Consider the following 21,253-nt stretch of genomic DNA (forward strand, 5'->3'; position numbering starts at 1 on the left):
TGCCACAACGGGAAGACTGATGAGCATTGTGACCAAAGCCCTGAACCTGGTGCCCATGGTGGTCGAGCAGACCAGCCGTGGCGAGCGTGCGTACGACATCTACTCGCGTCTGCTGAAGGAGCGTCTGATCTTCCTGGTCGGTCCGATCGACGACCATATGGCCAACGTGATCGTGGCCCAGCTGCTGTTCCTGGAAGCGGACAACCCGGAAAAGGACATCAGCATCTACATCAATTCGCCCGGTGGCGTGGTCACCGCCGGCATGGCCATCTACGACACCATGCAGTACATCAAGCCGGACGTCAGCACCATCTGCGTCGGCCAGGCCGCCTCGATGGGCGCATTGCTGCTGGCGTCGGGTGCGGCGGGCAAGCGTTATGCGCTGCCGAATTCGCGCGTGATGATCCATCAGCCGCTGGGTGGCTTCCAGGGCCAGGCGACCGATATCGACATCCACGCGCGCGAGATCCTGACCCTGCGTTCGCGCTTGAACGAGATCCTGGCCAAGCACACCGGCCAATCGCTGGAGACCATCGCGCGCGACACCGAACGCGACAACTTCAAGAGCGCGGTCGATGCGCAGGCCTACGGCTTGGTGGATCAGGTGCTCGAGCGTCGTCCGGAAGAGTCGATCCAGCCCTCTTGATCGTCAAGCCACTGAAATTTTAGGAAAAACCGGCAGGGTCGGGCGGGGCGAATGTCCTCCCGACCCTGTGCTATTCTCGAAATCGAACCCCCGTGCATCGGGTGGGGTAACTGGGTAACAGAAGCATGAGCGAAGACCGCCAAGGTCGTTCCGGCGACAGCAACAAGATTCTCTACTGCTCGTTCTGCGGTAAGAGTCAGCATGAAGTCCGTAAGCTGATTGCCGGTCCCAGCGTATTCATCTGCGATGAGTGCGTTGAGCTGTGCAACGACATCATCCGCGAGGAACTCGAAGAGAAGGCGCAGTCGGCACGTTCCAGCCTGCCCAAGCCGCGCGAGATTCTCGAGGTGCTAGATCAATACGTGATCGGGCAGTTGCGCGCCAAGCGCACGCTCGCCGTAGCGGTGTACAACCACTACAAGCGTATCGAGAGCCGCAGCAAGAACGATGACGTCGAGCTGGCGAAATCCAACATCCTGCTGGTCGGCCCGACCGGTTCGGGCAAGACGCTGCTGGCCGAAACGCTGGCGCGCCTGCTCAATGTGCCGTTCACGATCGCCGATGCCACCACGCTTACCGAAGCCGGCTATGTCGGCGAGGACGTGGAAAACATCATCCAGAAGCTGTTGCAGAAGTGCGATTACGACGTCGAAAAGGCGCAGCAGGGTATCGTCTACATCGACGAAATCGACAAGATCTCGCGCAAGAGCGAGAACCCGTCGATCACCCGTGATGTGTCCGGCGAAGGCGTGCAGCAGGCGCTGTTGAAGCTGATCGAGGGCACGGTTGCCTCGGTGCCGCCGCAGGGTGGCCGCAAGCATCCGCAGCAGGAATTCCTGCAGGTGGACACCAAGAACATCCTGTTCATCTGCGGCGGCGCGTTCGCTGGGCTGGACAAGGTGATTCAGCAGCGTTCCAACGATGCCGGCGGCATTGGCTTCGGCGCCAAGGTCAAGAGCAGCGAGCGCAAGCAGGAAGTGGGCAAGATCCTGGCCGAAGTCGAGCCGGAAGATCTGATCAAGTTCGGCCTGATTCCCGAGTTCGTCGGCCGTCTGCCGGTGGTCGCCACGCTGGAAGAGCTGGACGAGCCGGCGCTGATCAAGATCCTGACCGAGCCCAAGAACGCCATCACCAAGCAGTTCAAGAAGCTGTTCGACATGGAAGGCGTGGAGCTGGAGTTCCGCCCCGATGCCCTGTCTGCGATCGCCAAGAAGGCGCTCAAGCGCAAGACCGGCGCCCGCGGCCTGCGCACCATCGTCGAATCGGTGCTGCTGGACACGATGTACGAGCTGCCGTCGCAGGAAAATGTCAGCAAGGTCGTGGTGGACGAGTCGGTGATCGAGCATAAATCCGAGCCGTATCTGATCTACCAGGCGCAACCGGCGCCCGCCAAGGCTGCGTCCGGAGACTGAGTCCGTTGGCCGCCTCGCCAGGCCTCGGCCTCGCTGGCGGATAACCGCTTTCCGAACGCTACTTGCAACACCTCGCCGATGGCCCCATAACGGGGCCATCGGCTTTTTACTGCCCCAAAAACCCCCATTCCTGCGGAGTGCCCCATGGCCCAGTCCCAACCAGAAATTCTCGATCTGCCAGTGTTGCCGCTGCGCGACGTGGTGGTGTTTCCGCACATGGTGATCCCGCTGTTCGTCGGCCGCGACAAGTCGATGCGTGCGCTGGAAAAAGCGATGGAGGCGGACAAGCGCATCCTGCTCGTTGCGCAAAAGTCGGCCGAGACCGACGACCCGGCTGCCGGCGATCTGTATACCGTCGGCACCCTGGCGCAGGTGCTGCAATTGCTCAAGCTCCCCGATGGCACCATCAAGGTGCTGGTCGAAGGTCTGTCGCGGGTCACCGTGGACAAGGTGGTCGAGCAGGACGGCGCGTTGCAGGGGCAGGGCACCGAAATCGAAGCCAGCGATGCGCGTGAGCCGCGCGAGGTGGAAGCGATTGCGCGGTCGCTGATGTCGCTGTTCGAACAGTACGTCAAGACCAATCGCAAGCTGCCGCCGGAGCTGCTGCAGACCTTGGCCGGCATCGATGAGCCGGGCCGCCTGGCCGACACCATCGCCGCCCACATCGGTGTGCGTCTGGCCGACAAGCAGCGCCTGCTGGAGATCACCGACATCGGCGAGCGGCTGGAATTGCTGGTCGGCCTGGTCGATGGCGAAATCGACGTGCAGCAGCTGGAAAAGCGCATCCGCGGCCGCGTGAAGTCGCAGATGGAAAAGAGCCAGCGCGAGTACTACCTCAACGAGCAGATGAAGGCGATCCAGAAGGAACTGGGCGACCTGGACGATGCGCCCGGCGAGCTGGAAGAGCTGGCGCGCAAGATCGCCGAGGCGGGCATGCCCAAGCCGGTCGAAACCAAGGCCAAGGCCGAGCTCAACAAACTCAAGCAGATGTCGCCGATGTCCGCCGAGGCGGCCGTGGTGCGCAACTACCTGGACTGGCTGCTGGGCGTGCCGTGGAAAAAGCGCACCAAGGTGCGCAAGGACCTCAAGGTTGCCGAAGACACGCTGGACGCCGATCACTACGGCCTGGACAAGGTCAAGGAACGCATCCTCGAGTACTTGGCCGTGCAGTCGCGCGTGAAGCAGATGAAGGGCCCGATCCTGTGCCTGGTCGGGCCGCCGGGCGTGGGCAAGACCTCGCTCGGGCAGTCGATCGCCAAGGCGACCAACCGCAAGTTCGTGCGCATGAGCCTGGGCGGCATTCGTGACGAGGCCGAAATTCGGGGCCACCGCCGGACCTATGTCGGTTCGATGCCGGGCCGCCTGGTGCAGAACCTCAACAAGGTCGGCAGCAAGAACCCGCTGTTCCTGCTGGACGAGATCGACAAGATGTCGATGGACTTCCGTGGCGACCCGTCGTCGGCGTTGCTGGAGGTGCTCGATCCGGAGCAGAACAACTCGTTCAACGACCACTATCTGGAAGTCGACCTGGACCTGTCGGAGGTGATGTTCGTCGCCACCTCCAACTCGCTCAATATTCCGGGTCCGTTGCTGGACCGCATGGAAGTGATCCGCATCCCCGGCTACACCGAGGACGAGAAGCTCAACATCGCCACGCGCTACCTGGTGCCCAAGCAGATCAAGGCCAACGGCCTGAAGCCGGAAGAGATCGAAATCGCCAGCGATGCGATCCAGGACATCGTGCGCTACTACACGCGTGAGTCGGGTGTGCGTAATCTCGAACGCGAAGTGGCCAAGATCTGCCGCAAGGTGGTCAAGGAGATTGCGCTCGCAGGTCCGCAGCCGGCGGCAAAAAAGGCGGTTGCCAAGAAGGGCAGGCCGAAGGCACTGGTCACCGTCAACGCGAAGAATCTCGACAAGTATCTGGGCGTGCGTCGCTTCGACTTCGGCCGTGCCGAAGAAGAAAACGAGATCGGTCTGGTCACGGGTCTGGCATGGACCGAAGTCGGCGGCGAACTGCTGCAAGTCGAGTCCACCTTGGTGCCGGGCAAGGGCAACCTGATCCTCACCGGCCAGCTCGGCAATGTCATGAAAGAATCGGCATCGGCTGCATTATCGGTGGTGCGTTCGCGCGCCGAGCGGCTTGGCATCGATGTGGATTTCCTGCAGAAGCAGGACGTGCATGTGCATGTGCCCGACGGCGCCACGCCCAAAGACGGTCCAAGCGCAGGTATCGCGATGGTGACCTCGCTGGTGTCGATACTGACCCGGGTGCCGATCCGCGCCGACGTGGCGATGACCGGCGAGATCACCCTGCGCGGACGGGTATCGGCAATCGGTGGCTTGAAGGAGAAGTTGCTGGCGGCCCTGCGTGGCGGCATCCGCACCGTGCTGATCCCCGACGAGAACCGCAAGGATCTGGCCGACATCCCGCCGAACGTGACCCGCGATCTGAAGATCGTGCCGGTGAAGTGGATCGACGAGGTGCTCGATCTGGCGTTGGAACGTCCGCTCACACCGAAGAAGGCCGGCAAGGAAAAGGCACGCAAGGCGGCCTCGCGCGTGACCGTGCGCGGCAAGTCGCGTAGCACGCCGGGTACCCGCGTCAAGCACTAACGAGGGCTGTCTGAGCCTCGCCAAAACAAGCCAAAACCCGCGTCGTTATTGGGTTTTGGCTTGCGTGCTGTTGGGGGCGCTGGTATAAATGCACGACTCGTGGGCGCGGCAAATGTGATGCGTCATGCGATACCACTTGTGTCGGGTTCTTCGCTTACGGCAAGAGCGCCGATTGTCGATTCCGCGGCATCTGCCGCAAAGGGAGTTTCAAGAATGAATAAAACCGAATTGATCGATGGCGTTGCCGCTGCCGCTGACATCTCCAAGGCTGAAGCTGGCCGTGCTGTTGACGCGGTTGTGAGCGAAATCACCAAGGCACTGAAGAAGGGCGACGCCGTCACCCTCGTTGGCTTCGGTACCTTCCAGGTCCGCGAGCGCGCCGAGCGCACCGGCCGCAATCCGAAGACCGGCGACAGCATCAAGATCGCTGCTTCGAAGAATCCTGCATTCAAGGCTGGTAAAGCCCTGAAGGATGCAGTAAACTAATCGACTCGCTAGGGTGCTTAGCTCAGCGGTAGAGCGTCTCCCTTACACGGAGAGGGTCGGGGGTTCGAAACCCTCAGCACCCACCATTAAGCACCAGGCAAATGTTTCAAGCGCGGAGCGGTAGTTCAGCTGGTTAGAATGCTGGCCTGTCACGCCGGAGGTCGCGGGTTCGAGTCCCGTCCGCTCCGCCAGTTACACGCGAAGCCCCTGAGCAATTGGGGGCTTCGTTTTCTCCACGAAATTCGTCATGCGAATGGGGTGGGGGCAGATGTTCAAGTTTAAAGCGGAGCGGTAGTTCAGCTGGTTAGAATGCTGGCCTGTCACGCCGGAGGTCGCGGGTTCGAGTCCCGTCCGCTCCGCCAGTTATACAAAGCCCTCGGCCCTGTGCCGGGGGCTTTTTTTTTGGATGTCGGTTGATGGGTGTGGGTCCATGCAGGCATGCCGGTGCGGCGTATTGCAGCGCATCCGGCAGCGGCGCGTTCTGCTGCGTCTGAAGGTACTCGGGTATCTGGCCCGAGCTGGCGCCGTTCGCCCTGGACCGATGAATGCGCACGACGCCATCGTCACGGGCATTGGGCTGGGTGCCTGGCGTCAAGCGCGTTACACTGCGCGGCTCGCCCACAGGCCGTGATTTGCCAATGCTGCAGAAACTTCGCGACAAGACGTCAGGCTGGATCGCTACCGCCATCCTGGGGTTGCTGATGATTCCGTTCCTGTTCGTCATCGACAACAGCTACCTCGGCGGCATTGGCGCCAACAACGTGGCCAAGGTGCAGGCGCCGCCGACCTGGTGGAAATCGGCACCGTCGTGGTGGCCGGTCTCTTTGCTGTGGCAGCACCATGAAATCAGCACGCAGGATTTCCGCGCGCGCTTTGAGCAGGCGCGCATGCAGGAGCGTCAGCGTCAGGGCGAGAAATTCGATCCGCGCACCTTCGAGTCCCGCGAAAACAAGCTGCAGGTGCTCGACCAACTGGTCGACGAACAGGTGGTGCGATTGGGGGCGGAAGACGCTGGAATCGTCATCGGCGATGCGACTGTGCGCGATTACATCTCCAACATTCCCGCATTCCAGGTCGATGGCAAGTTCAGTCCCGACCAGTACCGCGCCGCACTCGCGCAGGGCACGCCGCCGCGCACGCCAGCGCAGTTCGATGCGCTGGTGCGCGATAGCCTGCAGCAGTCGGTCATCCCGCAGGCGGTGGCGGAGTCCGGCTTTGCCACCAAGTCCGAGTTCGAGCGCCTGCTCAAGCTGATGGGCGAAACGCGCGATGTGGAGCTGGCGATGCTGCCGCCACCGGCCGCAGATACCGCGCCGGTGAGCGATGCGCAGATCAAGCAGTGGTACGACGGGCACGCGCAGGATTTCCGTCAGCCGGAAACCGTGATGATCGAATACGTGGAGCTCAACGCCGCCACGATGCCGCCAGCCACTGCGGCCGACGAGGCCACGCTGCGCAAGCGCTATGAAGACGAGAAGGCACGTTTCGTCGAGCCGGAGCAGCGTCTTGCGTCGCACATCCTGATCAGCGCCGGCGCCGATGCCGCCGCGCAAAAGGCTGCCGAGGCAAAGGCTGCCAAGCTCGCTGCCGAGGCCAAGCAGCCGGGTGCCGACTTTGCTGCGCTGGCCAAAGCCAATTCGCAGGACCCCGGCTCCAAGGATGCCGGCGGCGACCTGGGCTGGGTGGAGAAGGGCACGATGGTCAAGCCGTTCGAGGACGCGCTGTTCTCGATGAAGGCTGGCGAGGTAGTCGGCCCGATCAAGAGCGAATTCGGCTACCACGTGATCCAGCTGCGTGAGGTCAAGGGCGGCCAGGGCAAGTCGTTCGAGCAGGTGCGCGACCAACTGGCGGCCGAGCAGCTCAAGGCTGACGCAGACAAGGCCTTTGCCGATGTCAGTGGCAAGTTGGTGGACCAGGTTTACAAGAACCCCACCGCACTGGAGCCGGCGGCCAAGCAGGTCGGCTTGCCGGTGCAGACCTTGGGACCGTTCTCGCGCAGTGATGCCAGCGGTGTTGCTGCCAACCCGGCTGTGCTGCGCGCGGCGTTCTCAGAAACGCTGGTGCAGGACGGTACGGTGAGCGATCCCATCACCATCGCGCCGAACCATAGCGTGGTGTTGCGTGTCACCAACCACACCGCCGAACAGGCCTTGCCGTTGGACAAGGTGCGCGACAAGGTGACCGCGGCAATCCGTGCGGACCGTGCCGAGAAGGCCGCCGCGGCTGCTGCCGATGCCTTGCTGGCACGCTTGCAGAAGGGTGAGACGCTGCAGGCGCTGGCCGCCAGCGAGAAGCTGCAGGTGCAGCCGATCCCGGGGCTACCGCGGACGGCACCGATCCCGACCCCGGCTGCGAACCGTGCGATCTTCAGCGCGCCGCGACCGACCGAAGGCAAGCCGTCGGTTGGCAAGGTGGAGCTGGATGGCGGGCGCTTTGCTGTCTTTGTCATCAGCAAGGCGACGCCGGGCGATCTGAAGCAGATGCCGGCCGAGCAGCAGACGATGCTGCGCGAGCAGTTGAGCCAGATCGACGGAAACAACGCTGCGCAGGCTTACGTCAAGGAAATGCGCAAGCGCTACAAGATCCAGATCGAAGAAGCCCAGCTGTAAGGCTGGATAATCGATTGGTGAGAAAAGCCCGGGCAACCGGGCTTTTTCTTTGGGCGTTTGTCGTGGAGAACACCGGCCGGCTGGCGCGCAGTCGCCGTCGATCTTACGCGGCGCATATCGATTTGCCGGCGGTGTCTGCGCGCTGCATGGCTGCCGGGAGCTGCGATTCCTGGGCGCCAATCGCCGGTTGTCGGCTAGTCGCCTGACGATCTGGCAGTCGTCGCTGACGCTCGATTGGGCGACGGCGCGCGCCGGGAGCGCTCCTGACAGACATGCCAGGTGTCCCGCTGATGATCTCCGGTGGCCGGGTCAGCTGAATGGCTCGGCGTATTGACTCGCCGGGGAGCACCGCTAACGTCGTGGCGCGCATTGCAGAGAGGCCTGCAAGCTTCGAGTTTTGCCGGAGCTCGGCTCGCACGTACAGCGCCAAGTCGATTCCCCGGCGCGACGCGCAGCAGACGCTAACTGTGCCTTTGCACCCCGGCAACGCTCAAGATCCATCTTTCGCGACCGAAGCGGCCTGACGAGAAGGCTGGGTTGGTGAGCGAAGTTCAGGATCGGCGCGATCATGCCGCCTACCGCCTACCGCCTACCGCCTACCGCCTACCGCCTACCGCCTACCGCCTACCGCCTACCGCCTACTGCCTGCCTGTGCCCACGACAACGTCCAAGGTGCGTCGCACCTTGGCGCGTCACTTTAGGGCGAGTCGTCGAACGACAGCACCATGCCAGGCTTCAGAATGGCGCTTTTGTCCAGGCCATTGGTGGCGAGCAGCGTCGTCACGGTGATGCCATAGCGGCGTGCGATCGCCCAGGCCGATTCGCCATTGCGCACGGTGTGGGTACGTGCTGGCGAGGTCGACGCTTTGCTGGCTGCAGAGGCAACGGCGGTCGGTGCGGGAGTGCTGCTGGCGGCGCCAGTTCCCACCTCGGCAGAGGCGACCATGGCGCTATTTGCACCGGGCTGCGGCGGCGCAAGCGGCGCAAGCACGTGCACGCCGCGCGGCGCAGCGCGCGCGCCAGCGAGGGCGGGATTCAGGCGCGCGAGCAGTTGCGGCTCGATCGCGCGCTGTCCGGCCCAGGCGTTGAGGCTGGTGCCTGCCGGCAACGCATGTTCGGTGAGGACGGGCACCTGGCGATCCAGCGACGTCAGCAGGTTGCCCTGCTGTTGCGCGTGATCCAGCACGCAGGCAAGTGCGTGCAGTTTCTCCACATAGTCGTAGGTAACCTTGGACATGCCCGGCAATTCGGAGGGGCGTGCGTTTTGCGCGTTCATCCCGGCGCTGCGCATTGCCTGCAGCACGCGGTACTCGCCGGCGTTGTAGGCCATCAGGGCCAGGCGCCAGTCTCCGCCGAACATGCCGTAAAGGGTTTTGAGATAGCGCACCGCCGCAGTGGTGGAGTCCACTGCCGACAGGCGTCCGTCGTATTGCGCACCGACCGGCACCTGGTGGTTGCGCGCGGTGGTCGCGATGAACTGCCACAGGCCGGCAGGGCCGCTGCCGTTGCGGGCCCCGGGGCGGTAGCCGCTTTCCACGAACGGGATCAGCGCAAATTCGGTCGGCATGTCGGCCTTACGCAACTCGTCGACGACATAACCGAATAACGGCAGGACATCCTGCGCATCGTCTGCCAGACGTGCCGGGGCGCGCGAAAAATGCTGTTCCCAGCGGGCATCGCTATGGGCGCTGTCGCAGCCCGGGTCGGCGCGACCGTCGAGGAAGGCCGAAAAAATCTCGCGCCCGTTGCGGAGGCTTGGCGCGCTGGCTTGCGCGGTCTGGCTACTGGCGGGGGCGGAGCTTGCGTCATTGGGCGATGCGGCTGCCGGTGCGATGGCCGAACAGACGGCCAGCACTGTCAAAACCAGGCGCCTCATGCGCGAAATTCGTCTTTCCAGCGCCGAAGTTCGGCGAAAACATCGACTTCAGAGGAAAGCTCGCCGGCTGCGCGCGGTGCCACTGCAGCGCGGATCTCGGGGCGGCCGGTGCGTAAGAACGGATTGGTGGCCAGTTCACTCTTGAGCGAAATCGGCAGGGTAGGACGGGCTGCATGACGCATGGCCTGGGCTTCCTGTTGACGGCGCTGCAAGGCAGCGTTGGTGGGATCGACGTGCAGCGCGAAGGCCGCATTGGCCAAGGTGTATTCGTGGCCGCAACACACAAGCGTTTCGCCAGGCAGGGAGGCCAGGCGCTGCAACGAGTCGAACATCTGGGGAGCGGTACCTTCGAACATCCGCCCACAGCCTAGGCTGAACAGGGTATCACCGCTGAACAGGTAGCCGTCAGCGACGAAGGCGATGTGGCTGCGGGTGTGGCCGGGCACCTGGAGCACCTGGAACTCGACATCGAGCAGGCGCAGGCGCTCGCCCTGGCCTACCTGATGCGCGTGGGCCTGGATGCGTTCGTCGGCCGGGCCGAACAACGCCAGGTTCGGCCAGCGCTGCTGGAGCTCGGCAACGCCGCCGATATGGTCGCCGTGGTGGTGGGTGAGCAGGACGGCGCTCGGCACCAGGCCCTGGTGCTGCGCGGCAGCCAGGACCGGCTCGGCCTGACCGGGGTCGACAATGATGGCGCGGCCATCTGCAGCGATCAGCGCCCAGATGTAGTTGTCGTCGAATGCGGGCAGGGCGATCAGTCGCATAGAATTGGGACCATGCCTGCCCCGCCATTCTCACGTCAAGCTGGCGTCTCATCCTGGTTTGAAACCGGCGCGGGGCGCGGCCTGCTTCAGCTGGAGCGTCGTCTGGCGTTGGAAGCGCTACAGACACGGCCGTCGCAGCCGTGGTTGTGGCTGACGCCGACCGCCGACATGCCTGCGCGCGAGTTGCTGCAAGGGCGCGGTTTGCGCCTGCATCGCAGTGCCGGGCGCTTTGCCGGCGACGCACGCTGCGCGCTGCCGTTTCCGCTGCCGACCGAGAGCCTGCAGGCGATCGTGGCGCAACATGCGGTAGTTGGCGGGGCAGCGGACTTTCTGGCCGAATGCGAGCGTCTGCTGATGCCCGGCGGCCGTCTGTGGCTGTTCACGCTCAATCCGATGAGCCCCTACCGCTTCCGCTGGGCGCGGCGCGGGCCGGTCGCGTTGCGCCCGGATCGCTGGCGCCTCCTGGCCCAGCGTGCCGGTCTGCACAGCGTGCAGGCCGAGCGCTACCTGGGGCCGATCTGGCGCCCCAGCGGCGAGTCCACCGACCCCGGCCGGGCACCCTGGCGCGCGGTGTATCTGCTGGAAGTGGAAAAGCGTGCTGCCGCGGCGATCGGGCCGACGCCGATCGCCCTGCCTGCCCGCTGGCCACAGCCGGTGGCCACGATCTGACCTGTTTACGTTCAACTCTGGAACCTGATGAAATCCATTGAAGTGCATACCGATGGCTCCTGCCTCGGCAACCCCGGCCCGGGCGGCTGGGCGGCCTTGCTGCGTTACAACGGCCGCGAAAAGGAGCTGGCCGGCGGCGAGGCGGTATCGACGAACAACCGCATGGAATTGATGGCGGCGATCATGGCGCTGGAAACGCTGACCGAGCCGTGCCAGATCGTGTTGCATACCGATTCGCAGTACGTGCGCCAGGGCATCACCGAATGGATGCCGGGGTGGGTGCGACGCAACTGGAAGACCGCCGGTGGCGATCCGGTCAAAAATCGCGAGTTGTGGGAGCGGTTGCACGCGGCCACGCAGCGCCATCGCATCGATTGGCGTTGGGTGAAAGGCCACAATGGCGACCCGGACAACGAGCGCGTCGACGTGCTCGCCCGCAATCAGGCCATCGCCCAGCGCGATGGCCTCGCGACATCGTAAGAGGACACATGCGTCAGATCATTCTCGATACCGAAACCACCGGCCTGGAATGGCGCAAGGGCAACCGCGTCGTCGAAATCGGCGCGGTGGAGCTGCTGGAGCGGCGCCCGAGCGGCAACAATTTCCATCGTTACCTGAAGCCGGACTGCGACTTCGAGCCGGGCGCGCAGGAGGTGACCGGGCTGACCCTGGAATTTCTTGCCGATAAACCGCTGTTCGGCGAGGTGGTGGATGAGTTTCTCGCCTATATCGACGGCGCGGAACTGATCATCCACAACGCTGCGTTCGACCTGGGGTTTCTGGACAACGAACTGGCGCTGCTGGGCGATCACTACGGGCGCATCGTCGAGCGCGCCACGGTGGTCGATACCTTGATGATGGCGCGCGAGCGCTATCCGGGGCAGCGCAATTCCCTGGATGCCTTGTGCAAGCGTCTGGGCGTGGACAACTCGCATCGCCAACTGCACGGCGCGTTGCTCGATGCCCAGATCCTGGCCGATGTGTATATCGCGCTGACCTCCGGCCAGGAGGAAATCGGGTTTGCCAGTGCCGACGCCGGTCAGCAGACCGATGCGGCGAGCGGCGTGATTGCGTTCGACCCGGCGCTGCTGTTGCCGCGTCCGCGCATTGCGGTGACCGCTTCCGAATTGCAGGCCCACGAGGCACGCTTGGCGCAGCTGCGCAAGAAGGCAGGGCGTGCGTTGTGGGATCCGCCGGTCGAGGAGATTGCGGTCGCCGGGTGAGGCGTCTTGCCTGAGGTATTTTGCTCGCGCGCGGCGCTACATCAGTAACTGCGCACCAGGATCGCGGTGATGTTGTCCGAACCGCCGCCATCCAGTGCGGCGGCGACCAGGCATTCCACGCATTCCTGCGCGCTGCAATCGGCCTGCGACAACGTGGCCGCGATGGCGGCATCGTCCACCTCTTCGGTCAGGCCGTCGCTGCACAGCAACAGCTGCATGCCGGATTTGAGTTCGCCTTGCATGATGGCGACATTCAGATGTGCCGGGTCGGTCACGCCGAGTGCCTGGGTCACCACGTTGCGATGCGGGTGCGCGCGTGCCTGCTCGCTGGTCAGCGTGCCCTGGGCGATGAGCTCCTGCACATAGCTGTGGTCCTGGCTCAGCTGCGCCAGCCGGCCATCGCGCCACAGGTAGGCGCGGCTGTCGCCAACCCAGGCCACTTCGAAACGCTGGCCGATTACGCGCGCGGCGACCACGGTGGTGCCCATCGGCAAGGTGTCGTTGCAGCGGCGCGAGGTCTTGATGATCTCTTCGTCGGCGATGCGTACCGCCTGCGCCAGCGGGGTACCGGCGCGGACTTCGCGCACGATGGTCTCGCGGGCCAGTGCGCTGGCCACTTCCCCGCAGGCATGCCCCCCCATGCCGTCGGCGACCAGCCACAATCCCAGCTCGCTGTCGCCGTAGTAGGTGTCCTCGTTGAGGTCACGGCGCAGGCCGACATGGGTGAGGTGTCCGAATTCGAGCATGGGGCCGGGTCGCCAAGGAGAAGATGCGCCACCATCATCGCGGCCCGGCCGGTTAGCGGCAACACGCCACGCACGGGCGCCGCAGCACCGGTTCACGCCTGGACGCGCGCTGGCCCTGCCTGCGCCGGCCCGGGCCGCTTGTGGCGCGGGCCATGTGCCCGTATGATGCACGGCCCCAGGACACTGGGGACCATCTGGAGAGGTGGCAGAGCGGTTGAATGTACCTGACTCGAAATCAGGCAGGCGTTTATAGCGCCTCGGGGGTTCGAATCCCCCCCTCTCCGCCAGATTGAGGCGAGTAGGTGCGCCAGTGCCGCGTGGGTTTCGCCGGCGGCATTGGGGGGGTGAGAATCCCCGGGTTCGACAGGCAGCGCAGCTGTCTGCACGGCGAAGCCGCCCGTAGGGCGAAGGCACGAAGTGCCGAGTGAATCCCCACTCTCCGCCAGATTCGCATCAGCCCCCGCAAGGGGGCTTTTGTTTATGTGTGGCAGTCGCCGGCCGCGGCGATGACTACAATCCGCCCGATCCCCGTTGGAGGCCTGTCATGTCCGAGATCCTGGTGCCCGTGTCTTTTGGTGAACTGCTCGACAAGATCGCGATCCTGCAGATCAAGTCCGAGCGCATGCGCGATGCATCCAAGTTGACCAATGTGCGCAACGAGCTGTCTGCGCTGGAAACCAGCTGGATGGCGCATCCGGCCGCCGGCCACGACATCGTGCGCCTGCGCGCCGAGCTCAAGGCCGTCAATGAGCGACTGTGGGTGATCGAGGACGACATCCGCCTCAAGGAGCAGGCGCAGAGCTTCGATGACGCCTTCGTGCAGCTGGCGCGCAGCGTGTATATCGAAAACGACGAGCGCGCGCGCATCAAGAAGGAGATCAACCTGGCGCTGGGTTCTTCGTATGTGGAAGAAAAGTCCTATCAGGACTATCGCGCTACCGGCGCCTGAGCGTGTTGACGGTTTGATCGCGCAGGTGGTCTGACAGCGCGAGTTGTTGCAGGAAGCGTCTTCGCTCGATCTCACGCCCATTGGTGCGGGCGCCTCTGCAACTTGCCCGGCGCCTGATCGCCGAGCAGCTTCAGAGCCGGTGCTGAAGTGCTGGCTGCGTCGCCTTTTGCGCCAACCGTGTGGCGGTCCGGCGGCGATTGATCGCCGATCGTCAGCGCGGGTGGTCGGCGCGATAACGCTCGAAGGCGGCGATCGCATCGTCCACGGTGATCAGCGACATCACCTCGTCGAATTCGATCTTCGTTCCCCAGCGTAGCTGGTCGGCTGGCTTGTGCAGGAATTTGCGCGCGGCGGCGTCGTAGCGGTCCACGCAATAGCGCACGTCCGAGTACGGGCCGCTTCGTCGCGGGTTGCTGGCCGCATGCAGGCCGAGCACCTTGGTGCCCATGGCGTTGGCGATATGCATCGGCCCGGAATCCGGCGTGACCACCAGGTCCGCGCGCGCGAGCAGGGCAGGCAGTTGCTTAAGGGTGTCCTTGCCAACCAGATCCAGCACCGGCGTGCGTGCGGCCGCAACGGTGGCATCGGCAGTGCTGCGTTCCAGGTCGCTGCGGCCGCCGCACAGCACGATCCGCCAGCCCTGCGCGGCGGCATGATCGGCCAGCGCGGCGAGGCGATCGGGATACCAGTTGCGACGCGGGTGGCTGGAGCAGGGCGAGATCATCAGTACAGGGCGGCCATCGTCGTCCCATTGCGCGCGTGCCCAGGCATGCGCCTGGTCGGGCACCGGCAGGTCCCAGCGCACCTGGGTCTGGCGCAGGCCCAGCGGCTCGGCAAAGCTGCCGATGGCGTCGAGCACGTGGATGCCGGGGCGATCGGCGATGCGCTCGTTGACGAACAGGCCGTGCAGGTCCTTGGAGCGGCTGCGGTCGTAGCCGATGCGTCGCCGCGCCGGCACGAAGGCCGACAGCACATTGGCCCGAAAGGCCACCTGCATCTGCAGCAAGGCATCGAAGCGGCCCAGCGGTGCCAGCGACCGGCGTAGTGCGCGCATGCCGGCCACCCCGCTGCGTTTGTCGTAGGCGTGGAATTGCACGCCGGGCAGACCCTCGAGCAATTTCAGCCCGGCCTTGTCGATGACCCAATGCAGTTGGGTTTCAGGAAACCCGGCCTGCAACGTCCGTACCAGCGGCACCACGTGCGTGACATCGCCCAGGGCGGACAAGCGCAGCAAACACAGCGATGCGGGCGTTACAGCCATGGTGTTGTTAGACTCGATAGATGGTTTCTTTCGATGCCACCGAAGCGCTGGCGCCGTACCGCGAAGGTCGCGGGTATGGCGCCATTCTGTTCGACCGCGAACGGCTGCGGCAAGCCGATGCCAGCCTGTTTTCGCCGCAATCATGGGGCGACAGGGCGCGGCCGGTGGACGCGGGCGGGCGTGGCGGCGCGTGGTTCGTGGATGCGCCATTCGGGCATAGCGTGTTGCGGCAGTACCTGCGCGGCGGCATGGCCGCACGCGTGAGCCGCGATCGCTACCTGTGGAAAGGGGCAGGGCGCACGCGCAGTTTTGCCGAGTTCCGGCTGATGCGCGAACTGATCAAACGCAAGTTGCCGGTGCCGCGCCCGTTGGCCGCCTGCTATCTGCGCGAAGGCGTGGGCTATCGCGCTGCGCTGTTGATGGAGCGGCTGGAAAACGTGCGCTCATTGGCCGACCACGCCCAGGTGGCCGGTCGCGGTGCGCCGTGGGAGGCGACCGGCCAGCTGATTGCACGCTTCCATCGCGCTGGCCTGGATCACGCCGATCTCAACGCGCACAACATCCTGTTCGATGCCGGCGGGCATGGCTGGCTGATCGATTTCGACCGCGGCGTGCTGCGCATTCCGGCCACGCGCTGGCGCGAGCGCAACCTCAGGCGGCTGCATCGCTCGCTGTTGAAGCTGCGCGGCAACCGCAGCCGCGAGGACGTCGACAAGGACTATGCGCGCCTGCATCGGGCCTACGAACTGGCCTGGGGCCGGGGCTACTGATGGACTGGGGCTTGCGGGTGCAGGGAGTCGGCAATGCGTCGGCGGTGGCCCTTGGCTCGCCGATGGCCACGCTCGAGCGCGCCGGTGCGCCCTGGCTGACCATCGATTGCGGCAGCGAGGGGCTGACCGCCTATCAGGCCCACTATGGCCAGCTGCCACAGGCAATCTTCATCACCCACGTGCATCTGGACCATGTCGGTGGCCTGGAACGGGTGTTCGTCGACAGTTATTTTTCCGAGCGCCGCGGGCGCACGCGCCTGTACGTGCCGGCGCCGGTCGTGCCGCTGCTGCAGCGGCGCATCGCCGATTACCCGAATGTGCTGGCCGAGGGCGGGGCGAACTTCTGGGACGCATTCCAGCTGGTGCCGGTCGGCGATGCGTTCTGGCACGACGGCATGCGGCTGGAAGTGTTCCCGGTCCGCCACCACTGGCCCGAGACGGCTTACGGGTTGCGTTTGAAGGGGGCGCTGGTCTGGACTGGCGATACCCGGCCGATCCCCGAAATGCTGAAGCGTTATGCGGACGACAGCGAACTCATCGCGCATGACTGCGGCGTTCACGGCAACCCGTCGCATACTGGCGTGGACGATTTGGAGCGGGAATACCCGCAGGACCTGCTGAGCCGCATGCTGCTGTACCACTACGCCAGCGACGCCGACGGCGATGTGCTGCGTGCACGTGGCCACCGCGTCGCCGTGCCCGGCCAATACCTTGCGCTGGCGAACCCGACCGCAGCGACGGTGCCCTGATGGGTGCCTTGCTGCTGCCGGATCTTGCCACGGCGCCGATGCAGGACCGCTACGGCCGTCCGCTGCGCGATCTGCGCCTGTCGGTGATCGAGGCCTGCAATTTCCGCTGCGGGTACTGCATGCCGGCCGATCGCGTGCCAGACGATTACGGCTTCGACTCGCAGCAGCGGTTGAGTTTCGATCAGCTGGAAACCCTGGTGCGTGCCTTCGTTTCGGTCGGGGTGACCAAGGTGCGCCTGACCGGCGGCGAGCCGCTGCTACGGCGCGACTTACCGAGCCTGATCGCACGGCTGACCGCGATCGAGGGCATCGAAGATCTGGCGCTGACCACCAACGGCACCTTGCTTGGGCGCCAGGCCGTCGCGCTGCGACAGGCCGGGCTGCGCCGCATCACCGTCAGCATGGATGCGCTGGAACCGGCGTTGTTCAGGCGCATGAGCGGCGACCGCGGCGAAATTGCGCAGGTGCTGGCTGGCATTGCCGCCGCCGAGCAGGCCGGTTTCCAGCGGCTGAAGATCAACTGCGTGGTGCAGCGTGGCGTCAACGAAGATCAGGTGCTGCCGTTGGTGGAGCACTTCCGTGGCACCGGGCACGTGCTGCGCTTCATCGAATTCATGGATGTGGGCAGTTGCAATGGCTGGACGCCGGATGCGGTGGTGACCTCGGCGCAATTGCACGAACGCATCCACGCGCGCTGGCCGTTGGTGGCGCTGGACGCCAATTACACCGGTGAAGTGGCGCAGCGCCACGCGTTTGCGGATGGCGCTGGCGAAGTGGGCTTCGTCAGTTCGGTCAGCGTGCCGTTCTGCGGCGATTGCCAGCGTGCGCGCGTCTCGGCCGACGGGCATCTGTATACCTGCCTGTTCGCCAGTCAGGGCCACGACCTCAAGCCGGCCCTGGCCAACGGCGAGCCTGCGCTGGCGACGCATCTGCGCCAGCGCTGGAGCGTGCGTGGCGACCGCTACAGCGAAGTGCGCGCCTCGGTGCCGCGGCGCGGCAAGCCGGTCGAGATGTTCTTGATCGGCGGATGAGCGAGGACGCGCTGCTGGTGCAGCTGCGCACGCTGGAGCTGCGTCTGCTCGATCCGCAGCAGCGTGCCGATGTGCAGGTGTTGGAAGCGCTGCTCGATCCGGCCTTTGTCGAGTTCGGTACGTCGGGCCGCCGGTACACGCGGAGCGAGGTGATCGCGGCCCTGCGCGCCCCCGGTGTCGCTGCCGAGTACTGCGCAGAAGACTTCGAATGCGCTCGGCTGGCACCGGATCTTGCGCAGGTGCGCTATCGGTCGGTGGAACGCCGTCAGGTGTTGAGCGGCAGGCCTTGCGCAGCTCGTTGTGGCGCAGCAATGCTGCTGGATGGCAGCTGCTGTTCCATCAAGGCACCTTGTTCACCGAGAATGCCGCATCCTGAGTGCCTGTCTTCGCGTCGCTTCCCATGCCTGCAAATTCCCGCTCCGCCCGCCTGACCCATCTGGATGATGCCGGGCTCCCCACCATGGTGGATGTCTCGGACAAGGCGGTTACCGCCCGTAGCGCCACTGCGGAAAGCCGCGTGCGCTTTCCGGCGGCCGTGGCCGCACAGTTGCGCGCCAACGGCTTGCGTAGTGCCAAGGGCGGCATCGTGGAGACGGCGGTGATTGCCGGCACCATGGCGGTCAAGCGCACGCACGAATTGATTCCGTTCTGCCATCCATTGCCGATCGATGCCTGCCGTTTCGAGATCGACTGGGCGGGCGAGCAGCTGCTGGATATCCGTTGCACGGTGCGCTGCGTGCATCGTACCGGCGTGGAAATGGAGGCGCTTACCGGTGCCAGCGTGGCGGCGCTGACGGTGTATGACATGTGCAAGGCGTTGTCGCACAGCATGAGCATTGGTCCGACCAAATTGGTATCCAAGCGCGGCGGCAAGCGCGACATCGGAGCGGCACAATGACCGCCACGGTGACGGTGCTGTATTTCGCCAGCCTGCGCGAGGCCGCAGGAATTGCCGACGAGCGCGTGCAGAGCGGCGCGCAGGATCTGCGCGGCCTGTACGCGGAACTCGATGCGCGGCATGGCCTGCGCTGGACGCCTGCGCAGTTGCGTGTGGCCGTGGATGGCGCATTCGCGCGCTGGGAGGATGCGCTGCGCGATGGCAGCGAAGTGGTGTTCATTCCGCCAGTGTCGGGAGGTTGAGCGTGAGCGAACAGGTTGCAGCGATCTTTGCGCTTTCCGAGGTGCCGTTGCCGATCGATCGGCTGCGTGCGGGGGTGGAACATCCGCATGCCGGCGCGTTCGCCAGCTTCGAAGGCTGGGTGCGCAATCACAACGAAGGCCGCGGCGTGGCCGGCTTGCGCTACGAAGCCTATGCCGCGCTCGCACAGGCCGAAGGGCAGCGTGTGCTGGACGAAGCAATGCAGCGATACGCCATCGTGCACGCGCATTGCGTGCACCGCGTGGGCGAGCTGCGTATCGGCGACATGGCGGTGTGGGTCGGCGTCAGTGCGGCGCACCGTGGCGCCGCATTCGATGCGTGCCGCTACATCATCGATGAGGTCAAGGCGCGCGTGCCGATCTGGAAGCACGAGCATTACCTGGAAGGCGACGCGGATTGGTTGCATCCCCAATCGCAACCGTAGCAGGCGGATGCGGGTCCGGCGCGCACCTGCGCGCGAGCCGGCGCCGGCCTTGCATAGCCGCGCGGCGCAGCACGAGCTGACTGCCGCTTTTTGCTGGATCGATCGTGCGCAAGTCGATGCTCCGGGTAGCTCGCCTGGAGTCTTGCGAAGTTGGGGTGGTGTCCCCGCCGGTTGACCTCGGCGCCCGCATCGCGCCGTGGGAAACACTCACGTTGCGGGGATGGGGGCGCCGTCGCCACGGCGGGTACGAATGACTGGTCAGCTTTTCGCCTCGGCTTTGCGCATGCGCGCAGCGCTGCACGTGATGATCGTAGTTGTTCGATCAATCGCGCCCAAGCCAGAGGTTCCAGCTAGTTCGCCTGGCATTGCCGAAAGTTGGGGTGGTGTCCCCGCCGGTTGACCTCGGCGCCCGCATCAATCGATACCGTTGCTGCCTTCCGGCCCTGGCGGGATTTTCGATCTAGCGTCGCGAGGGACCGACGGGGCCACCATAAGACGTGGGCCATTGGCATGGCCCTGCGATTTGCGACATGGGTGTCTTTGCGCAAATCATGAAACTGGCGGAGAGAGGGGGAGGGGGGCTGATCCCGCCCGAACGTCCTGATTCTCCTGCAGCCACGCAAACCAGGAAGGCGTCCTGTTTTTTATGGTTCGCCATTGTAGCGGGTCTGGCATGCTCGCCGCTAGCCTAGAATGGTGATGAGGTCTGGCTCAGAGTCTGTACCAGTGAGCTGATGACTGACCCACTCCGAAAAACCGTGCCGACGTAAAGTAGAGACTTCGCCCCGCATGGGCCCCGTGGATCACGAGGAATCAGGCGATGAAGAAGTCCCGTTTTACCGAAGAGCAGGTCGCATACGCGCTCAAGCAGGTCGAGCTGGGGATGGCGGTTGGCGAGGTGTGTCGCAAGATGGGCATTGCGGAGGCGACGTTCTATGTGTGGCGCAAGGAATACGATGGGCTTGGACTCTCCGAACTGAAGCGCCTGCGCGTGCTGGAAGAGGAAAACCGCAAGCTCAAGCAGCTGGTTGCCGACCTGAGCCTGGACAAGGCGATGCTCCAGGAGGTGGTCACAAAAAAACTCTAAGGGCGCCCCAGAAGCGCAGCTGGGTTGCTGATGGCCCTGCTATCGGGGGTGGGTCTGCTTGGGCTATAGGAGAGCCACATGTCGCTCAAGGTCAGATAGGCAAGAGCGGCGACGAATTGCTTTTGTCAGTAGGCCGTAGGTGGCGCTCTTAAGAACTTAGCGAGCAGAGGACCCTACAACGGCCATTCGGGCCTTACCAGGCTGGGCTTATGGGAGTAGCGCAGTTGAGACCGGCGGGCAGACTAAGCTCTTTCTCGCGCTGAGTCTCGACCCCAAGAACGGCTCGGCGGCCTGAGGAGGGGGCGGGACGTATGCGGCCTCACGCTACGGTTGAACTGTGATCAACGCAGCTGTAGTGGCAGGGGCCGACATGGCAACTAAAACCGCTATCTGCTGGCCGAAGGCCGCTGGAGTTCGCTGGGAAATGTAATTGGAATACGTGGAGTGCGAACTTTTGGAATGGCAGAAATGTGCCCATCAGATGCGTGGAGCCAGGCAAGTACGGGGCGTTTGGGAAGGCTAGCAATCCGGCGCGGGCTTGGGCTGTCAGTTCACTGAATGCGAGAGCGAAGAGGGCATTGCTGATGCGTTTTTTTGTAATAGCTCGTGCGCAAGCGAGCGGCTCGGACGGGCGCGAGTGGTTCCGTCAGATCGACTCCCGCTTCCTGCGAAGCGCAGACCTGCCAACCGCAGTGTCCTCGTGCTGAATGAGGAGGCTGGGACGGCTGCGGAGGTAGCTCGAAGACGACGGGGTGGCCTGGTTCAGGTATAGGCCA

19 protein-coding genes, 4 tRNA genes, 1 other RNA gene and 2 pseudogenes are annotated in these 21,253 nt (G+C 64.5%); 21 read left to right on the forward strand and 5 right to left on the reverse strand.

Going from position 1 to position 21,253, the window contains the following annotated elements:
* Nucleotides 1-19 precede the first annotated feature (19 nt).
* The 8 genes from clpP (at nucleotide 20) to ACCQ16_RS05240 (ending at nucleotide 7,769) form a co-directional block, all read left to right on the forward strand.
* The gene (gene clpP, locus ACCQ16_RS05205) at nucleotides 20-646 is read left to right on the forward strand and encodes an ATP-dependent Clp endopeptidase proteolytic subunit ClpP (RefSeq protein WP_002806026.1); all 627 of its coding nucleotides are present in this window, start codon (nucleotides 20-22) and stop codon (nucleotides 644-646) included.
* Nucleotides 647-771: 125 nt separating this feature from the next.
* Entirely contained in the window at nucleotides 772-2,058 is a 1,287-nt protein-coding gene (gene clpX / locus ACCQ16_RS05210; RefSeq protein ID WP_003483788.1) for an ATP-dependent Clp protease ATP-binding subunit ClpX, read from the forward strand.
* Nucleotides 2,059-2,202: 144 nt separating this feature from the next.
* Nucleotides 2,203-4,674 (forward strand): endopeptidase La, encoded by a 2,472-nt coding sequence (lon, locus tag ACCQ16_RS05215; protein WP_127167994.1) that lies wholly within the window; start codon nucleotides 2,203-2,205, stop codon nucleotides 4,672-4,674.
* A 213-nt stretch (nucleotides 4,675-4,887) separates the two neighbouring features.
* Nucleotides 4,888-5,160: a non-specific DNA-binding protein Hbs gene (gene hbs, locus ACCQ16_RS05220; RefSeq protein WP_002806049.1), complete on the forward strand. Its 273-nt coding sequence runs from the start codon at nucleotides 4,888-4,890 to the stop codon at nucleotides 5,158-5,160.
* 11 nt (nucleotides 5,161-5,171) lie between these two features.
* A tRNA-Val gene (locus ACCQ16_RS05225) sits at nucleotides 5,172-5,246 on the forward strand.
* Between the two features lie 28 nt (nucleotides 5,247-5,274).
* A tRNA-Asp gene (locus tag ACCQ16_RS05230) sits at nucleotides 5,275-5,351 on the forward strand.
* 94 nt (nucleotides 5,352-5,445) lie between these two features.
* Nucleotides 5,446-5,522 (forward strand) — tRNA-Asp (locus ACCQ16_RS05235).
* A 276-nt stretch (nucleotides 5,523-5,798) separates the two neighbouring features.
* Entirely contained in the window at nucleotides 5,799-7,769 is a 1,971-nt protein-coding gene (locus tag ACCQ16_RS05240; RefSeq protein WP_277573182.1) for a peptidyl-prolyl cis-trans isomerase, read from the forward strand.
* A gap of 697 nt (nucleotides 7,770-8,466) precedes the next feature.
* On the opposite strand, the gene ACCQ16_RS05245 is transcribed toward ACCQ16_RS05240, so the two are convergent.
* Both ACCQ16_RS05245 and gloB read right to left on the reverse strand, forming a co-directional pair.
* Nucleotides 8,467-9,645, reverse strand: coding sequence for a lytic transglycosylase domain-containing protein (locus ACCQ16_RS05245; RefSeq protein ID WP_008575009.1), 1,179 nt, complete (start codon nucleotides 9,643-9,645; stop codon nucleotides 8,467-8,469).
* Nucleotides 9,642-10,409 carry a hydroxyacylglutathione hydrolase gene (gloB, locus tag ACCQ16_RS05250; protein WP_372380222.1) on the reverse strand — a complete coding sequence of 256 codons (768 nt, stop codon included), beginning with the start codon at nucleotides 10,407-10,409 and terminating at the stop codon, nucleotides 9,642-9,644. Before gloB ends, ACCQ16_RS05245 begins: the two co-directional genes overlap by 4 nt.
* 12 nt (nucleotides 10,410-10,421) lie before the next feature.
* Here gloB and ACCQ16_RS05255 point away from each other — a divergent pair, with 12 nt between their 5' ends.
* Genes ACCQ16_RS05255 through dnaQ form a run of 3 tightly spaced genes read left to right on the forward strand, consistent with a single transcriptional unit; the run spans nucleotide 10,422 to nucleotide 12,301 of the window.
* A complete protein-coding gene (locus ACCQ16_RS05255; RefSeq protein ID WP_003483816.1) occupies nucleotides 10,422-11,078 on the forward strand; it encodes a class I SAM-dependent methyltransferase in 657 nt (218 codons plus the stop codon).
* Between the two features lie 27 nt (nucleotides 11,079-11,105).
* The gene (rnhA, locus tag ACCQ16_RS05260; RefSeq protein ID WP_008571574.1) at nucleotides 11,106-11,558 is read left to right on the forward strand and encodes a ribonuclease HI; all 453 of its coding nucleotides are present in this window, start codon (nucleotides 11,106-11,108) and stop codon (nucleotides 11,556-11,558) included.
* Between the two features lie 8 nt (nucleotides 11,559-11,566).
* Nucleotides 11,567-12,301 carry a DNA polymerase III subunit epsilon gene (dnaQ, locus tag ACCQ16_RS05265; RefSeq protein WP_008571573.1) on the forward strand — a complete coding sequence of 245 codons (735 nt, stop codon included), beginning with the start codon at nucleotides 11,567-11,569 and terminating at the stop codon, nucleotides 12,299-12,301.
* A 41-nt stretch (nucleotides 12,302-12,342) separates the two neighbouring features.
* Here the strand turns inward: dnaQ and ACCQ16_RS05270 are convergent, their stop codons facing one another.
* A complete protein-coding gene (locus ACCQ16_RS05270) occupies nucleotides 12,343-13,047 on the reverse strand; it encodes a PP2C family protein-serine/threonine phosphatase (RefSeq protein ID WP_033478511.1) in 705 nt (234 codons plus the stop codon).
* Between the two features lie 196 nt (nucleotides 13,048-13,243).
* Here ACCQ16_RS05270 and ACCQ16_RS05275 point away from each other — a divergent pair.
* A tRNA-Ser gene (locus tag ACCQ16_RS05275) sits at nucleotides 13,244-13,334 on the forward strand.
* A gap of 257 nt (nucleotides 13,335-13,591) precedes the next feature.
* Nucleotides 13,592-13,996: a DUF6165 family protein gene (locus tag ACCQ16_RS05280; protein WP_277573184.1), complete on the forward strand. Its 405-nt coding sequence runs from the start codon at nucleotides 13,592-13,594 to the stop codon at nucleotides 13,994-13,996.
* A 211-nt stretch (nucleotides 13,997-14,207) separates the two neighbouring features.
* On the opposite strand, the gene ACCQ16_RS05285 is transcribed toward ACCQ16_RS05280, so the two are convergent.
* A complete protein-coding gene (locus ACCQ16_RS05285; RefSeq protein ID WP_031421417.1) occupies nucleotides 14,208-15,257 on the reverse strand; it encodes a glycosyltransferase family 9 protein in 1,050 nt (349 codons plus the stop codon).
* Nucleotides 15,258-15,277: 20 nt separating this feature from the next.
* Between ACCQ16_RS05285 and ACCQ16_RS05290 the strand changes: the two genes are divergently transcribed.
* From ACCQ16_RS05290 to ACCQ16_RS05320, 7 genes and pseudogenes are all read left to right on the forward strand, one after another.
* Nucleotides 15,278-16,027: a 3-deoxy-D-manno-octulosonic acid kinase gene (locus tag ACCQ16_RS05290; RefSeq protein ID WP_008571294.1), complete on the forward strand. Its 750-nt coding sequence runs from the start codon at nucleotides 15,278-15,280 to the stop codon at nucleotides 16,025-16,027.
* The gene (locus ACCQ16_RS05295) at nucleotides 16,027-16,776 is read left to right on the forward strand and encodes an MBL fold metallo-hydrolase (RefSeq protein ID WP_277573185.1); all 750 of its coding nucleotides are present in this window, start codon (nucleotides 16,027-16,029) and stop codon (nucleotides 16,774-16,776) included. The genes ACCQ16_RS05290 and ACCQ16_RS05295 overlap by 1 nt, the downstream gene beginning before the upstream one ends.
* Nucleotides 16,776-17,807, forward strand: coding sequence for a GTP 3',8-cyclase MoaA (gene moaA, locus ACCQ16_RS05300; protein ID WP_218489227.1), 1,032 nt, complete (start codon nucleotides 16,776-16,778; stop codon nucleotides 17,805-17,807). The genes ACCQ16_RS05295 and moaA overlap by 1 nt, the downstream gene beginning before the upstream one ends.
* Nucleotides 17,804-18,183 (forward strand): annotated as a pseudogene (locus ACCQ16_RS05305) (nuclear transport factor 2 family protein). The gene moaA and the pseudogene ACCQ16_RS05305 overlap by 4 nt, the downstream one beginning before the upstream one ends.
* Before the next feature lie 24 nt (nucleotides 18,184-18,207).
* Complete coding sequence (moaC, locus tag ACCQ16_RS05310; RefSeq protein ID WP_008571290.1) at nucleotides 18,208-18,705, forward strand: cyclic pyranopterin monophosphate synthase MoaC; 498 nt, start codon at nucleotides 18,208-18,210, stop codon at nucleotides 18,703-18,705.
* On the forward strand, nucleotides 18,702-18,947 hold the full coding sequence (locus ACCQ16_RS05315; protein WP_277573186.1) for a MoaD/ThiS family protein: 246 nt from the start codon (nucleotides 18,702-18,704) through the stop codon (nucleotides 18,945-18,947). Before moaC ends, ACCQ16_RS05315 begins: the two co-directional genes overlap by 4 nt.
* Entirely contained in the window at nucleotides 18,944-19,390 is a 447-nt protein-coding gene (locus ACCQ16_RS05320) for a molybdenum cofactor biosynthesis protein MoaE (RefSeq protein WP_008571286.1), read from the forward strand. The genes ACCQ16_RS05315 and ACCQ16_RS05320 overlap by 4 nt, the downstream gene beginning before the upstream one ends.
* A gap of 386 nt (nucleotides 19,391-19,776) precedes the next feature.
* Here ACCQ16_RS05320 and ffs read toward each other — a convergent pair.
* An RNA gene (gene ffs / locus ACCQ16_RS05325) (signal recognition particle sRNA small type) lies at nucleotides 19,777-19,873 on the reverse strand.
* Between the two features lie 337 nt (nucleotides 19,874-20,210).
* On the opposite strand from ffs, the pseudogene ACCQ16_RS05330 reads away from it, so the two are divergent.
* A pseudogene (locus tag ACCQ16_RS05330) lies at nucleotides 20,211-20,471 on the forward strand (transposase); the annotation flags it as partial.
* Nucleotides 20,472-21,253: the final 782 nt, after the last annotated feature.

The sequence above is a fragment of the Xanthomonas sp. NCPPB 1062 genome (genome assembly GCF_041481705.2).
Lineage (GTDB): Bacteria > Pseudomonadota > Gammaproteobacteria > Xanthomonadales > Xanthomonadaceae > Xanthomonas > Xanthomonas euvesicatoria.